Origin of the sequence: Streptomyces lacrimifluminis, from assembly GCF_014646095.1 — a bacterium.
GTDB lineage: Bacteria > Actinomycetota > Actinomycetes > Streptomycetales > Streptomycetaceae > Streptomyces > Streptomyces lacrimifluminis.
Genome location: NZ_BMMU01000050.1, coordinates 1 through 16313, shown reverse-complemented (window position 1 = coordinate 16313; position 16313 = coordinate 1). Strand labels below are relative to the sequence as shown.

Genomic DNA, 16313 nt, shown 5'->3' with positions numbered 1-16313 from the left:
AGGCAGCAGGCAGCAGGACGGGACGGGGGGACGAGAAGGAAATGATCGACGCGTACGAGGATCCCGGCACACCCGACTCCCGCGGTCCCGCCCGCTATCTGCTGTGGCTGGTGCGGCAGCAGTGGCGGCGGTGTGCGGTCGGGGCGGTGCTGGCCAGCACCTGGATGACACTGATGGCGCTGTCGCCGTATCTGATGTCCCGGGCCGTCGACGACGGTCTCGAACCGGGCGACCAGACCGTGCTGGCCGGCTGGGCCGGTGCGATCCTCGCCGCCGGGACGTTCAGCGCGTGGCTGAGCATCATGCGGCACCGCACGATGACCCGGGTGCGGATGGACGCCAACTTCCGTACGGTCAAGGTCGTGATCGGGCAGGCCGTGCGGCTGGGGGCGGCGCTGCCCCGGCAGGCCGGGGCCGGGGAGGTCGTCACGATCGGCGTCGGCGATGTGTCGACGATCGCCCAGTCGCTGACCTTCGTCGGGCCCGGTATCGGCACGATGGTCTCCTACTGCGTGGTCGCCGGACTGCTGCTGTCGGTGTCGCCGACGCTCGCCGCCGTGATCCTGCTCGGCGTGCCCGTTGCCGCCGTCCTCGTCGGGCCGCTGCTCGGCCGGCTCCAGGGAGTGGAGTCGTCCTACCGGGAGCGGCAGGGCGTTCTGACCGCCCGGATCGGGGACCTCTCGGGCGGGCTGCGCGTCCTCAACGGCCTTGGCGGCAAAGGGCTGTTCGCCGACGCCTTCCGCCGTGACTCGCGCCGCCTCCAGGAGCAGGGGTACCGGGTCGGGGCGGTGAGCAGCTGGATCCAGGCGCTCGGGGTCGGGCTGCCGACGCTGTTCCTGGCCCTGGTGACCTGGCTCGCGGCCCGGCTGGCCGCCCAAGGGTCCATCAGTGTTGGCGAGTTGGTGTCGGTGTACGGCTATGTCGCCGTGCTGATCATGCCGGTGGCGTTCTTCATCGAGTGCGGTTTCCAGATCAGCCGCGCCCTGGTGGCCGCCCGAAGGGTCGTACGGTTCCTGGCACTTGAGCCCGACGACGACAGCAGCGGCGTTCGGGGGGTGGACGCGCCCGCGTCACCGTCCGCGCTCCACGACCCCGACTCGGGCGTGACCGTCGTACCGGGGCGGCTGACCGCGCTCGCCGGTGCCCGGCCCGCCGATGCCGCCGCGGTCCTCGACCGGCTCGGCCGGTTCGTGCCGTCGGCGGCGACCTGGGGTGGCGTACGGCTCGACGCGATGGCCCTCGCCCAGGTGCGCGCCCGCATCCTGGTCGCCGACAACGAGGCCGATCTGTTCGCCGGGACCTTGCGCGAACTGGTCTCCGGGCGCGGGGAGTTCGGGGAGGAGGCCATCGCGCGGGCGGTGCGCGCGGCCGTCGCCGACGACATCGTCCTCGGGCTGCCGGACGGGCTGGACTCGGCGATCGACGCGCAGGGCCGCAACCTCTCCGGCGGGCAGCGGCAGCGCGTACGGCTGGTGCGGGCGCTGCTCGCCGACCCCGAGGTGCTGCTCGCCGTCGAGCCCACGTCGGCGCTGGACGCGCACACCGAGGCCGCCGTCGCGGACCGGCTGCGCGCCGAGCGCGGCGAGCGCGCAGGCCGTACGACCGTCGTGGCCTCGACCTCGCCCCTGCTGCTGGACCGGGCGGACACCGTGTACTACCTGGTCGACGGCAAGGCGGCGGCCGTCGGCAGCCATCGGCGGCTCCTCGCGGACGAACCGGGATACCGGGCCCTGGTGGCACGCGACGCGGACGAGATGGACGAGGAGGAGGGCCCGACAGACCTGGCGGGCGAAGAGGGCCCGACGGGCATCCAGGAGTCCGCACGGTGAGCGCCCAACCGCCCGTCGCCAGCACAACCGACGCCCGGCGGACCACCGGCCGGCCCACCCTGGACCACAGCCGTGCCTCCGCCACCGGCTCCGGACTCGTGCCACCCCGCCCGCTCCGGCGCATCACCGACCGCACCCGGGCCCGCGCCGAAGTCGCAACCGACGACGACAGCCCGGCAAGCATCAAGGAGCCTGCACGGTGAGCGCCCAACTCCCCATCGCGACCACAGCCGACGTCCGCCGGGCCGCCGGTCGGCTGATCCGTGCCGACGGTCGTGCCTTCGTCGCGCTTCTGGTGTTGAACTCCCTCGCCGCCGGCGCCGGGCTGGTAGCGCCCTGGCTGCTCGGGCGGATCATCGACGAGGTGCGGGCGGGTGGCGGGGTCTCGGCCGTGGACCGGCTCGGGCCGGTCATCGTGGGGTGCGCGGTGGGCCAGTTGCTGCTGGCGCGCTGGGCGCGGTACGTGGGGTACCGGTTCGGGGAGCGGACGCTGGCGCGGGTGCGCGAGGAGTTCGTGGACCGGGCGCTCGCGCTGCCCGCGTCGGTGGTGGAGCGGGCCGGGACCGGTGATCTGACGGCCCGGGGGACGGCCGACGTCAGCACGGTCGGCACGACGTTGCGCGATGCCGGGCCGGAGCTGCTCATCGCCTCGGTGCAGTGTCTGTTCATCGTCGGCGCCGTGTTCGCGCTCGATCCGCTGCTCGGCCTGGCCGCGGTACTCGCGCAGACCGGCATCTGGTTCGCGCTGCGCTGGTATCTGCGGCGGGCGCGCACCGCGTATCTCGCGGAGGGTTCCGCGAACTCCGAGGTTGCCGAGATCCTCGCGGCGACCGCCTCGGGGGCGCGGACGGTCGAGGCGTTCGGGCTTGCGGAGCGGCGGGTGGCGGTGAGCCGGGAGGCGCTGGACCACTCCAGGAGCAGGCGCCTGCACACGCTGTATCTGCGGACCGTGTTCTTTCCGCCGGTGGAGGTGTCGTACGTCCTTCCCGTGGTCGTCGTGCTGATGGTGGGCGGTGCGCTGCACGGGCAGGGGGCGATCAGTCTGGGCGCGGTCGTGGCGGCTGCCCTGTATCTGCGGCAGCTGGAGGCGCCTCTCGACGAGGTGCTGACCTGGATGGAGCAACTGCAGGGCAGCAGCGCCTCGTTCGCGCGGGTGGAGGGGCTCGGGCGGGCGCCGAAGGGGGGCGCGGAGGCGTCGCCGGTGCCGGTGGGCGACCGGATCGATGTGACGGGGGTGCGGTATGCGTACGACCGTGGGGGCGAGGTGCTGCGCGGGGTCGATCTGACGGTGCGGCCGGGTGAACGGCTCGCGGTGGTGGGGCCGTCGGGCGCGGGCAAGACGACGCTGTGCCGGCTGCTGGCGGGCATCGACGAGCCGCGTTCGGGCACGGTGACCGTGGGCGGCGTACCGATCTCCTCGCTCGGGCCCGAGGAGCTGCGGCGGCAGGTCGTGCTCGTCACCCAGGAGCACCATGTCTTCCTGGGTACGGTCCGGGACAATCTGCTGATCGCCGAACCGGCGGCCACGGACGCCGAGTTGTGGGCGGCGCTGGCCGCTGTCGGCGCCGCCGACTGGGTGCGTGAGCTGCCGGCCGGGCTGGACACCGGCCTCGGCCCCGACGGGGAGTCGACCGACGGTTCACAGGCCCAGCAACTGGCCCTGGCGCGGGTGGTGCTGGCCGACCCGCACACGTTGATCCTGGACGAGGCGACGGCGTTGCTGGATCCGACGACCGCGCGTCATACGGAGCGGGCCCTGGCCGCCGTACTCGCGGGGCGGACGGTGATCGCGATCGCACACCGGCTGCACACCGCGCACGACGCGGACCGGGTGGCCGTGATGGAGGAGGGGCGGCTCACCGAACTCGGCACGCACGAGGGGCTGGTGGCGGCGGGCGGGGCGTACGCGGCGCTGTGGCGGTCGTGGCACGGGGAGCAGCAGCCGACTTCCGCGCAAAAGATTGAATAGCCCGTATAGCGAACATGACCATCCGGACAACGGACTGTTTCCAGCCAACTTGTTGACGCGGTCCTGACAGGATATGTGCCCGCCTGCCACTCTTCCCACGGCACCTTCACAGCGGCTCCACAGCCACACCGCTGTGTTCTCGCCGCGCATCCGCACGCACCTGATCTGCCCCGGACGGACGACACCGTCCGGTCCCCCCTGGCCGCTCGACCAGCGGCCAAGCAGAAGGAGTCAGTGTTGAGACGCCAGTCCCACAGACGCACCCCCCACGCCACCCCCACCAAGTTCTCCCGCTCCGCCCAGCGACGGGTCGCCACCGGCGCCCTCGTCGCGGTAACCGCCCTACTGGCAGCGGCAGTTCAGTCCGGTGCCGCCACCGCAGCCCCGGAGAAGGCACCGTCGGCCGCGGGCAAGGTCATACCGGGCGCCGAGTCCGTCAAGCTGTCCCCCGCCCAGCGCGCCGCACTGCTGGCCGAGGTCAACGCCACCAAGGCGGAGACGGCCAGGGAACTGGGCCTGGGCGCCAAGGAGAAGCTCGTCGTCCGTGACGTCCTCAAGGACGGCGACGGCACCGTGCACACGCGGTACGAGCGCACGTACGACGGACTCCCCGTCCTCGGCGGCGACCTGGTGGTCGACACCGCCAAGTCGGGTGCCACGGAAGGCGTCGTGAAGGCGTCGCGGGCCACCATCAAGGTGGCGTCCCTGACACCGAGGATCGCCGCCGCGAAGGCCGAGAGCCAGGCCCTGGGCGCGGCGAAGGCGGAGGAGGCCAAGAGCCCCGACGTCAACAAGGCCCCGCGCAAGGTGATCTGGGCGGCGAGCGGCACCCCCGTCCTCGCCTACGAGACGGTCGTCGGCGGCTTCCAGCACGACGGCACCCCGCAGGAGCTGCACGTCATCACGGACGCCACCTCCGGCGCGAAGCTGTTCGAGTGGGAGGCGGTCGAGACCGGCACCGGCAACACGGTGTACAGCGGCACGGTGGATCTCACCTCCACCCAGTCCGGGTCGACGTACAACCTGACCGACGGCGCACGCGGCAACCACAGGACGTACAACCTGAACCGCGGCACCTCCGGCACCGGCACGCTCTTCTCCGGCCCCGACGACATCTGGGGCAACGGTTTGCCGTCCAACCTGGAGTCGGCCGGCGCCGACGCCGCCTACGGCGCCGCCCTGACCTGGGACTACTACAAGAACGTGCACGGGCGCTCCGGCATCCGGGGCGACGGTGTCGGCGCGTACTCGCGCGTCCACTACGGCAACAACTACGTCAACGCGTTCTGGCAGGACAGCTGCTTCTGCATGACGTACGGCGACGGCTCGGGCAACGCCAACCCGCTGACGTCGATCGACGTGGCCGCGCACGAGATGACGCACGGCCTCACCGCCAACACGGCCGGCCTCAACTACAGCGGTGAGTCGGGCGGGTTGAACGAGGCTACCTCGGACATCTTCGGCTCGACGGTCGAGTTCTACGCCAACAACTCCTCCGACGTCGGTGACTACCTCATCGGCGAGGAGATCAACATCAACGGCGACGGCACGCCGCTGCGTTACATGGACAAGCCGAGCAAGGACGGTTCGTCCAAGGACAGTTGGTACTCGGGTATCGGATCGATCGACGTGCACTACTCGTCCGGTCCGGCGAACCACTTCTTCTACCTGCTGAGCGAGGGCAGCGGCGCCAAGACCATCAACGGCGTCAGCTACAACTCGGCGACCTCGGACGGGCTCGCGGTGACGGGCATCGGCCGGGACAAGGCGGAGAAGATCTGGTTCCGCGCGCTCACCACGAAGTTCACGTCGACCACCAACTACGCGGCGGCCCGCACCGGCACCCTCGCGGCGGCCGGTGAGCTGTACGGCACGACGAGCGCCGAGTACACGGCCGTGCAGAACGCGTGGGCCGGCATCAACGTCGGTACGCGTCCGGGTGGCGGCGGCGGTGGCACCGGGACCTCCTTCGAGTCCTCGACCGCCGTATCGATTCCGGACAACGGTGCTGCCGTGACCTCCTCGCTCGCGGTCACCGGCATCACCGGCAACGCGCCGGCCAACCTGGTCGTCACGCCGGACATCACGCACACCTGGCGCGGTGACCTCGTCGTCGACCTGGTGGCGCCGGACGGCTCGGTCTACAACCTGAAGCCGTTCAGCTCCTCGGACTCGGGGGACGACGTGAACGAGCCGTACACGGTCAACGCCTCCTCCGAGGTCGCCAACGGAACCTGGGTGTTGAGGGTCCAGGACCGCGCGGCGCAGGACGTCGGCAGGATCAACGGCTGGAAGATCACCTTCCCGTCGGCCTGAACACACAGCAGTCAAGGGCCTGTTCGAGCACCGTTCAGGAACTGAGATAGGCAGGACGCCGCCCCGGTGGATCAACTCACCGGGGCGGCGCTGTCTTTACCGCCCCCGTACTGCGCTTTTGTTGGCACCGTGCCTGATCTTTGTTGTCGCTTTGCCAAGATCGCGCCGCGTTACATACGCGAAACGTTCACCAGACAGTCGGTTTTCGGCCAACATCACTTCGGGGTCCTGACATGTACAGGCCCTCAATGTCACTCTTCCACCGCACGCCGCAGCAGCACTCCAGCTCCACAACCACCTCCGGTCGATCACCCCAAGGTCGCCCGGAATCCCCACACAAGGAGTTCGCGTGACCCCCCTCTACGCGCGTCACAAGCGCACCACCCTGGCCATCGCCACCGCCGTCGCGGCCGGAGCCCTCATCACCACCGCTCTGACCACGGGCGCCTCCGCGGAGAGCGCGCCGGCCGGCGCGAAGGCCAAGGTCTCCGCCGTCCCGGTGGCTCTGTCCCCCGCCACGCGCACGGCCCTCATCAAGGAAGCCGCCGCCGACGCCCCGGCGACCGCCGACGAGATAGGCCTCGGGGCCAAGGAGAAGCTCGTCGTCCGTGACGTCGTCAAGGACGCCGACGGCACGCTGCACACCCGCTACGAGCGCACCTACGCGGGCCTGCCGGTCCTCGGCGGCGACCTCGTCGTGCACGAGAACGCGGCCGGCGGGACCGAGAGCGTGACCAAGGCGCAGAAGGCCGCCATCAAGGTCACCGACCTCGCCCCCGAGGTCACCACGGCCGCCGTCGAGAAGCAGGCCGTCACGCTCGCCAAGAAGGCCGGTTCCACCAAGTCGGAGGCGTCGAGCGCCCCCCGCAAGGTGATCTGGGCCGCCTCGGGCACCCCGGCCCTCGCCTACGAGACCGTCGTCGGCGGCCTCCAGCACGACGGCACCCCGCAGGAGCTCCACGTCATCACCGACGCGGAGACCGGCAAGAAGCTGTACGAGTTCGAGGCCGTCCAGACCGGTACCGGCAACAGCCAGTACAACGGCTCGGTCACCATCGGCACGACCCTGTCGGGCTCGACGTACAACCTGACCGACGCCTCCCGCGGCAACCACAAGACGTACAACAAGGCCCGCGCCACGTCGTCCTCGGCCGGCACGCTCTTCACCGACGCGAACGACGTCTGGGGCACCGGCACCGCGACCAGCGCCTCGACCGACCAGAACGCCGCCGTGGACGCCCACTACGGCGCCCAGGTCACCTGGGACTTCTACAAGAACGTCCTCGGCCGCAACGGCATCAAGAACAACGGCGTCGCCGCGTACTCCCGCGTCCACTACGGCAACGCTTACGTCAACGCCTTCTGGTCCGACAGCTGCTTCTGCATGACGTACGGCGACGGCGCGGGCAACGTCAAGCCGCTGACCTCGCTGGACGTCGCGGGCCACGAGATGACCCACGGCCTGACCTCCAACACCGCCGGCCTCAACTACAGCGGCGAGTCCGGCGGCCTCAACGAGGCCACCTCGGACATCCTCGGCACGGCGGTCGAGTTCTACGCGGCGAACTCCTCCGACCCCGGTGACTACCTCATCGGCGAGAAGGTCGACATCCGCGGCAACGGCACCCCGCTGCGCTACATGGACCAGCCGAGCAAGGACGGCAACTCGGTCAACTCCTGGTCGTCGTCGACGGCCGGCCTGGACGTCCACTACTCGTCGGGCCCGGCGAACCACTTCTTCTACCTCCTCTCCGAGGGCAGCGGTGCGAAGACGATCAACGGGGTCAGCTACAACTCCCCCACGTCCAACGGCTCCACGATCACCGGCATCGGCCGCGACAAGGCCGTCCAGATCTGGTACAAGGCGCTCACCACGTACATGACGTCGACGACCAACTACAAGGGCGCCCGCACGGCGACCCTGTCGGCGGCCTCGGCCCTGTACGGCGCCGGCAGCACGGAGTACGCGGCGGTCAACGCGGCCTGGGCGGCCGTCAACGTCACGGCGTGACGACCGACGCGTGCCGCTCGGCGTGAACGGCAGTTGAGCAGGTGATTGGCGGGGCGGCCCCCGGAACGAAGGCATTTCCGGGGACCGCCCCGTCGTACGCGCGTCCGTATCCCGCACCCCGCCGCACCGCCTCACGCACCCCCCGCCCTACCCTTGGGTCCCATGTCCTTCACGTACGCGGAGGTCGGCGCGACCCGCGAGCGCGGCTTCCGTTGCCCGCCCGGCTTCCACCACCTGCATGTACGCACCCGCATAGGCGAGGGCGAGGACGTCTTCCGGCGCGCCGCCGAGGCAGTCCTCACCTGGGAGATGCACCGCGCGATGGGCGTGGGCATCGACGCCACGTCCGAACGCGCGGCCCCGGACGTCGACGTGACCGTCACCCTGGCCGGCGTCATCAAGGCGCCCTGCCGCGTGGTCTGGACGGTGGAGGAACACCGCCGCGCCGGCTGGGCGTACGGCACCCTGGCCGGTCACCCGGAGTGCGGCGAGGAGTCCTTCGTCGTGGACCGCACGGGCGACGGCACGGTATGGCTGACGATCAGCGCGTTCAGCCGCCCCGCGAAGTGGTACACCAAGGCGGGCGGCCCCGCGACCCGGGGACTGCAGCATGCTTATGCACGGCGGTGCGGGACGGCCCTGCGACGACTGTGCGGGGGATACGAAGAGGACTGACCCCGGCCGATTCTGGCCGACACGGACCGTCGGCGGACTCACGCAGGCCGGGCCGGGCCGGGGCTGCACGAATTCCTGGCCGCAGAACCGGCCCAACTCCCCGTTTCGCACAGGTGTACTGCGCTAACCTCGCGGTCACCCGTGCCACGCGAGAGACCAGGGCCCTCCATGCCACCCCAGCACCGCAGCCGCACCGAAGAGTTGGCCTATGCGGCGGCCGGTATGGAACCGCCTCCCGTGGTCCCGCTGCGCAGGAACGACCCGAGGCAGGCCGGCCCGTACCGGTTGGAGTCGCTGCTCGGCAGTGGCGGCATGGGCCGCGTCTATCTGGGCCGGGACACCACCGGCGCGACGGGCCCGGCCGCCGTGAAGGTGATCCGCCCCGAGTACGCGGAGGACCCCCTCTTCCGGAAGCGTTTCGCGCGCGAGGTCGGCGCGCTGGAGAGCATCCAGGGCGCGCACATCGTGCGGCTGCTGGGCAGCGGCTGCGACGAGGACCTGGTCTGGGTCGCCACCGAGTACATACCGGGGCCCACCCTCGCCGACGTCGTCGACGCGCGCGGGCCGATCGACCCGGCGGCGGCCTGGCGGCTGCTGGCCGACGTGGGACGCGCGATCGAGGCCATCTGGCAAGCGGGGCTCGTCCATCGCGACCTCAAGCCGTCCAACGTGATCCTGGGCGCCGACGGTGCCCGCGTCATCGACTTCGGCGTCGTCCAGGCCCCCGACGGCACCACGATCACCGCCACGGGCCAGAACGTCGGAACCCCCGCCTACATGTCCCCGGAACAGGCGAGGGGCCGCGAGGTGACCGCCGCCTCCGACGTCTTCTCGCTGGCCTCCACCCTGACGTACGCCGTCACGGGCCGCACGCCGTTCGGTGAGGGGACGGGCGTCGACGTTCTCTTCGGGGTGGCTTTCGAGGCACCCCGCGAGGAGATCCTCGACCAGGTGGGGGCCGTCGACGCGGAACTGGCCGCGTTCATCCGCACCTGCCTGGACAAGGATCCGGAACGGCGCCCCCTGCCGGAGACGGTGTTCACAACGGCCATCGGGCATCAGATGTCGGCGCCGCCGTCACCCACGAGAAGACCCGGACCGAAGGCCCGTCCCCAAGCGCCACTCCCGGCCGCCGAACCCGGCGCACCCGCAGGACCCGCCACGCCCGGCGCGTCTCCAAAGCGCCGAAATCGCGGGAGAGCAACGGCAGTTGCCGTCGCCGCCGCAGTCGTCCTGGTCGCCGGGGGCATCACCCTGGCGCTCCCGGGACAGGACGACGGCGGGACATCGGCCGCCGCCGACGGCATCACCGGTACGTCGGCTGCCGCGGAGCCGGAGACGTCCCCGCCGACGACGGAGTCCGCGTCGGCGACCCCACGTGACGCGGCTGCGCCCACCCCCTCGAAGCCGGTCGGCCGAACACCGCAGAAGGAGTCGAGCCCGACATCGGCCCGGAACCCCGCCACCCTGGACATCCGGTCCGCCGCCTGCGCCGCCGAACTCGCTTCGGGCGCCGGCGGCGACTGTGTGAAGGCCCTGCAACTGCTCCTCGGCGGCCACGGTCTGCACGTCACGGTGGACGGCCGGTTCGGACAGGAGACCCTCGCCGCGGTCAAGGCGTTCCAGACCGAGGCCGGAACCCTCGTGGACGGCAAGGTCGGCTCCGAGACCAAGGAAGCCCTGTACGCCACGGCTCGCGGACCGGTCCGCACCGGCGCGCTGACCGTGACGCAGCACGTCAACGGCGTCGCGGTCGCCCGGTGCCTCGACGCCCGGGACGGCCTGACCGTCACGGTCTGGACGTGCAAGGGCACGGCCGCCCAGGAGTGGGCCCTGTACCGCGTACCGGGCCCGGCCTCCCAGTATCTCGTCGTCAACCGGGGCAGCCGACGCTGCCTGGACGCCGACGTGGGCACCATCGCCCAGAACGGCCAGAAGATCCGCCTCCGGAACTGCGACGGCCTGCCCGCCCAGCACTGGCAGCTCGGCAACACCGGCGGCCCGACCCTGGTCAGCGTCCCGAACGGCTTCTGCCTGGACGCGGACGCCCCGACCTCCGGAAAGGAGGGCCAGTTGGTGCAGACGTGGGGGTGCGCGGGCACCGTCAACCAGGTGTGGAACTGGTCCTGACGCACGGCCAGGACCAGCAGGAGGCGCTCACCACCGGTGCGGACCGGAGGTCACCGCATCAGTACCCCGGCCCCCTCCCCCAGTTCCTCCGAGGGCACCGCGACCAACCCCATCTCCGCACTGGACGCCAGCAGCCGGTGCGCCGGCAGAATCCGCACCGTGTACCCGTAGGGCCCCGTCCGATGCAGCGACAGTGGCCCCTCGTACATCCAGCGCCCTTCGTGGTCCGGACCGCCGACCGCCTTCAGTGGCACCGTCGTGGCGTCGGTGATGCTGTCCTGCGAGTCGACCCGCCCCGATACCGCCTGGACCTCGACGTCGTCCGGGGCGAGTTCACCGAGCCCCACCCGCACCCGGAGCGAGAGCGTGCTCCCCAGTTCAGCCGTCAGGGCGGGGGCGGTCGCCGCCGAGGTCTCCACGTGGTCGACCGTCACCGTGTGCCAGGCGGCGCGGACCCGGGACTTCCAGCCCGCCAACTCCCTTGCCGTGTCCGGGGTCATGGTGCGGTGGGCGCGGGCCGCGGGAGCGTACAGGCGCTCCACGTACTCGCGGACCATACGGCCGGCCAGGACCTTCGGACCCAGGTGGGTCAGGGTCTCGCGGACCATCTCGATCCAGCGGTCGGGCAGGCCCGTCTCACCGTGCTCGTAGAAGCGCGGGGTGACGCGCTGCTCCAGCAGGTCGTACAGGGCCGCGGCCTCCACGTCGTCCCGGTGGTCGGGGTCCGTGCCCGCGATGCCGTCCGCGGTGGGGATCGCCCAGCCGAAGTCCGGCCGGAACCATTCGTCCCACCAGCCGTCCAGGACCGAGAGGTTGAGGCAGCCGTTCAGCGCCGCCTTCATACCGCTCGTGCCGCACGCCTCCAGGGGCCGCAGGGGGTTGTTGAGCCAGATGTCGCAGCCCGGGTACAGCTTCTGCGCCATCGCCATGCCGTAGTCCGGGAGGAAGACGATGCGGTGACGGACGCGCGGGTCGTCCGCGAAGCGCACCAGCTCCTGGATGAGCCGCTTGCCACCGTCGTCCGCCGGGTGCGCCTTGCCCGCGATGACGATCTGGATCGGCCGTTCCGGGTGGAGGAGCAGATCCAGCAGCCGGTCGCGGTCGCGCAGCATCAGGGTCAGGCGCTTGTACGAGGGGACACGGCGGGCGAATCCGATGGTCAGGACGTCCGGGTCGAGCACGCCGTCGATCCAGCCCAACTCCGCGCTACCCGCGCCGCGTTGCCGCCAGGACGCCCGCAGCCGCTCCCGTACCTCCACCACCAACTGCTCGCGCAGGGACCGTCGTAGCTCCCAGATGTCCTGGTCGGCGATGTCCGCGACCGAGTCCCACCGGTCCGAGCCGCCGACCGTCAGCGCCTCCTCGGTGCGCTCCGCGCCGATCTGGCGGGCGCCGAGCCTGAACACCTCCGGCGCCACCCAGGTGGGCGCGTGGACACCGTTGGTGACCGAGGTGATCGGGACCTCGGCCGGGTCGAAGCCCGGCCACAGCCCCGCGAACATCTCCCGGCTCACCTGGCCGTGGAGGAGGGACACGCCGTTCGCCTGGCGGCCCAGCCGCAGTCCCATCACCGCCATGTTGAAGAGGTTCGGCTCGCCGCCCGGGTAGGTCTCCATGCCCAGGCTCAGCACGCATTCCACGTCGATGCGCGGAAGTTCGGCGTCGGCGCCGAAGTGGCGGGCGACCAACTCCCGGTCGAAGCGGTCGATGCCGGCCGGGACGGGCGTGTGCGTCGTGAAGACCGTCCCCGCGCGGACCGTCTCCAGCCCCGCGTCGAAGTCCAGCCCCTCGTCGCAGAGTTCGGCGATCCGCTCCAGGCCGAGGAAGCCCGCGTGGCCCTCGTTGGTGTGGAACACCTCGGGGGCGGGATGGCCGGTGAGGCGACAGTACGTCCGTACCGCGCGCACTCCTCCTATGCCGAGCAGCATCTCCTGGAGCAGCCGGTGCTCGCTGCCGCCCCCGTACAGCCGGTCCGTGACACCCCTTTCACCGAGGTCGTTCTCCTCCACGTCCGAGTCGAGGAGGAGCAGCGGTACGCGGCCCACCTGGGCCAGCCAGACCCGGGCCCGCAGCGACCGGCCACCGGGCAGGGCCAGGGAGACCTGGGCCGCGGAGCCGTCGGCTTCCTTGAGAAGGGTGACGGGGAGTTCGTTGGGATCGAGGACCGGATAGTGCTCCTGCTGCCAGCCGTCCCGGGAGAGGGACTGCCGGAAGTAGCCGTGCCGGTACATGAGTCCGACGCCGATCAGCGGTACGCCAAGGTCACTGGCCGATTTCAGATGGTCCCCGGCGAGGATGCCGAGGCCGCCGGAGTACTGCGGCAGGGCGGCCGTGATACCGAACTCGGGGGAGAAGTAGGCCACGGCGGCGGGGAGTCCGCCCCCCGGGCCCTGAGTCTCCGACTCCGTCTGCGTCTGGTACCAGCGGCTGCCGGTGACGTAGTCGTGCAGGTCCTCGGCGGCCTCGGTGAGGCGGCGCAGGAAGCGGTGGTCCTCGGTGAGTTCGGTCAGCCGCTCGGGCGAGAGGCTGCCGAGGAGCCGTACGGGGTCGCACTCCGAGGCGGTCCAGCGCTCGGGGTCGACGGACTGGAAGAGTTCACGGGTCTCCGCATGCCAGGACCAGCGCAGATTGCGTGCCAGGTCGCTGAGCGGCCGGAGGGGCTCGGGGAGAACGGGACGGACGGTGAACCGACGGATCGCCTTCACATGCCACCTCGGTGGTCGTGCGTGATGTCAAACCTGTACGTACCAGGACGCACGGCCGTGTGCGTCCCGTCATCATCCCCTTGACGGTATCGGGGAGGGAGCGCGGGAACCATGGCGCGTATTGCGCGCCCCCTGCCAGGGCCGACCGGCGATATGGCCGATTCCACCCCGTAGGCCACCTTGTGACACCTCCCCCCGCACGAGAGGCTGCCCAGAAGGCCGCCGGACGCCGGCGGCCGAGGAGGGGGAACTCCAGCCATGCAACGGACGCGTACCAGACGTCTGCGCTGGGCGGCGGGGCTGACCGCGGTGACCGCGGTCTCGGTGCTCTCGGTCACCGCACCGGCCCAGGCCGCCCCGGAAGGGCGCATAGCCGGCGCCGGTGAACCCGGCTCCGTCGACGGAAGTTACCTGGTGACACTCAAGGGAGGTACGGCGGCTTCGTCGGCGAACGGCAGGAGTCTCGCCGCGGCGTACGGGGCGAGAATAAGCCACACCTACAGCACCGCCCTCAACGGCTATGCCGTTCAGGCCGACGAGAACCAGGCAAGGCGCCTCGCCGCGGACTCCCGCGTGGCCTCGGTCGCCCAGGACACCCGGATCACGTACGACCGATCCTCCGAACGCGGTCCGCAGAACCCGCCGTCCTGGGGCCTGGACCGGATCGACCAGGCCGGCCTGCCGCTCGACGGCGGCTACACCTGGCCGAAGTCGGCGGGCAAGGGCGTCACGGTCTACGTGATCGACACCGGTATCCGTGTCTCGCACCGGGACTTCGGCGGGCGGGCGAGCCACGGCTGGGACTTCGTCGGCAACGACGGACGGGCCGGCGACGGAAACGGCCACGGCACGCATGTCGCGGCGACGATCGCCGGCTCGGCGCTCGGCGTCGCGAAGAAGGCCAAAGTCGTCTCCGTACGCGTCCTCGACAACGCGGGCGGCGGTACGACGGCACAGGTCATCGCGGGTATCGACTGGGTGACGAAGCACGCCAGGAAGCCCGCTGTCGCCAATGTGAGCCTCGGCGGCCACCGCAACACCCAACTGGACACGGCCGTACGGAACTCGATCGCGTCCGGGGTGACGTACACGGTCGCCGCCGGGAACTCCGGCGAGCCGGCGGAGGCCTACTCACCGGCCGCCGTCAAGTCGGCGATCACGGTCGGCGCGACCGGGCGGACGGACGCCCGGGCCGGCTTCTCGAACTGGGGACCGGCTCTCGACCTGTTCGCCCCGGGCGTCTCGATCACCTCGGCGTCGTATGCCAGTGACACCGGCCGGGTGACCTATTCGGGTACGTCGATGGCGGCGCCGCACGCGGCGGGCGCGGCGGCTCTCTACTTGGCGGATCAACCGAAATCCACTCCGCCGCAGGTCGCCAGGGCGCTGACGACTCTGGCGACCCCCGGGAAAGTCTCCGACAGGAAGGCCGGTTCACCGAACAAACTCCTGCGGATACCGCTCCCCTAGGAGCAGTGTGCCGCTGTCGGCCCCGTCCGCAGGACGGGGCCGATGTCGTTCGCCGACCTGGCTGATCCTGGGTGCAGACATACGCGCGAGTAGTTAGCAAAGTGCCGGATTGCCTACCCGAATAGGGTGGGAAGGCTCCCCCGGTACACGACTGGGGTATACGACGCAGGACCCCCTCCCCCACATCCATCCGCCCACCCACGTTGACGCGGACAGGAGCGGTAATGCCCGCCACGCACCACTCGTCACCACCCCCGACACCCACGTCCGGCACACCACCGATACCCCCGCCGGAAGCCGCCGTCCCACCGGCCACCCCGGAGACACCCTCTCCGGCCCCGGAGACGTCCCCCGCCGCCCGGTCCACGGCTCCGGAGCAACCCTCCGACCCCGGCCCGGCGGCCCGCGAGACACCCCTCGCCAAGGGCGGTCCGGCCCCGGTCACGCCCTCGGTCAAGGGCGAACCGACGACGGACAAACCGAACCCGGTCAAGCACTCCGTCACCGGCGAACCGACCCCGGCCGCGCCGCCAGCCATCTCCGGCCAATCCGCGTCGAACGCACCCACCTCCCCCGCCCCTCCGGCCACGAAGCCGGCCCCGGCCCCCCGGAGCGGTCCGCCCCGCCCCGCCCGCACGGGCAACGCGGTCGGCCGTATCCCCGTCCTGGACGTCCGGCCCCTCGTCACGGGCGGGCGCCGTCCGGCGAAAGCGGTGGTCGGCGAGGCCTTCGAGGTCTCGGCCACCGTCTTCCGCGAGGGCCATGACGCGGTCGCCGCCAATGTCGTGCTCCGCGATCCCAAGGGCCGCGCCGGCCGCTGGACCCCGATGCGCGAACTGGCCCCGGGCACCGACCGCTGGGGCGCCACCGTCGAGGCCGACGCGCCCGGTGACTGGACGTACACCGTGGAGGCGTGGGGCGACCCGATCAGCACCTGGCGGCACCACGCGGGCATCAAGATCCCGGCCGGGATCGACACGGAACTGGTGCTGGAGGAGGGCGCGCTGCTGTACGAGCGCGCCGCCGCCGGCGTACCGAAGAACAAGGGCAAACGGGACGTGCTCCTGGCCGCCGCCGAGGCCCTCCGGGACGTCGAACGCCCGGCACCGGCCCGCCTGTCCGCTGCCCTCACCCCTGCCGTGAACAAGGTGTTGCGTCGGTATCCGTTGCGTGAGCTGGTGACGTCGAGTGAGCCGTTGGCGCTGGTG

Annotated in this window: 10 protein-coding genes; 9 read left to right on the top strand and 1 reads right to left on the bottom strand. The window is 71.3% G+C overall.

Annotated elements, in window-relative coordinates:
- Positions 1-41 precede the first annotated feature (41 nt).
- The 7 genes from IEY89_RS37625 to IEY89_RS37595 all read left to right on the top strand — a co-directional run bounded on the left by IEY89_RS37625 (position 42) and on the right by IEY89_RS37595 (position 10930).
- The gene (locus IEY89_RS37625; RefSeq protein WP_189152035.1) at positions 42-1829 is read left to right on the top strand and encodes an ABC transporter transmembrane domain-containing protein; all 1788 of its coding nucleotides are present in this window, start codon (positions 42-44) and stop codon (positions 1827-1829) included.
- Positions 1826-2032: a hypothetical protein gene (locus IEY89_RS37620; protein WP_189152034.1), complete on the top strand. Its 207-nt coding sequence runs from the start codon at positions 1826-1828 to the stop codon at positions 2030-2032. The genes IEY89_RS37625 and IEY89_RS37620 overlap by 4 nt, the downstream gene beginning before the upstream one ends.
- Entirely contained in the window at positions 2029-3798 is a 1770-nt protein-coding gene (locus IEY89_RS37615) for an ABC transporter ATP-binding protein (protein WP_189152033.1), read from the top strand. The genes IEY89_RS37620 and IEY89_RS37615 overlap by 4 nt, the downstream gene beginning before the upstream one ends.
- A 234-nt stretch (positions 3799-4032) precedes the next feature.
- Positions 4033-6114: a M4 family metallopeptidase gene (locus tag IEY89_RS37610; RefSeq protein ID WP_229695658.1), complete on the top strand. Its 2082-nt coding sequence runs from the start codon at positions 4033-4035 to the stop codon at positions 6112-6114.
- A 349-nt stretch (positions 6115-6463) separates the two neighbouring features.
- Complete coding sequence (locus tag IEY89_RS37605; RefSeq protein WP_189152031.1) at positions 6464-8125, top strand: M4 family metallopeptidase; 1662 nt, start codon at positions 6464-6466, stop codon at positions 8123-8125.
- A gap of 162 nt (positions 8126-8287) precedes the next feature.
- Positions 8288-8800, top strand: a complete 513-nt coding sequence (locus IEY89_RS37600) for a DUF1990 domain-containing protein (RefSeq protein ID WP_189152030.1) — start codon at positions 8288-8290, stop codon at positions 8798-8800.
- A gap of 168 nt (positions 8801-8968) precedes the next feature.
- Positions 8969-10930, top strand: coding sequence for a protein kinase domain-containing protein (locus IEY89_RS37595; RefSeq protein WP_229695657.1), 1962 nt, complete (start codon positions 8969-8971; stop codon positions 10928-10930).
- 50 nt (positions 10931-10980) lie between these two features.
- On the opposite strand, the gene glgP is transcribed toward IEY89_RS37595, so the two are convergent.
- On the bottom strand, positions 10981-13635 hold the full coding sequence (gene glgP / locus IEY89_RS37590) for an alpha-glucan family phosphorylase (protein ID WP_189152029.1): 2655 nt from the start codon (positions 13633-13635) through the stop codon (positions 10981-10983).
- Positions 13636-13893: 258 nt separating this feature from the next.
- On the opposite strand from glgP, the gene IEY89_RS37585 reads away from it, so the two are divergent.
- Positions 13894-15105, top strand: coding sequence for a S8 family peptidase (locus tag IEY89_RS37585; protein WP_189152028.1), 1212 nt, complete (start codon positions 13894-13896; stop codon positions 15103-15105).
- Positions 15106-15329: 224 nt separating this feature from the next.
- On the top strand, positions 15330-16313 hold a 984-nt coding region (locus IEY89_RS37580), incomplete at its 3' end, for a maltotransferase domain-containing protein (protein ID WP_229695656.1).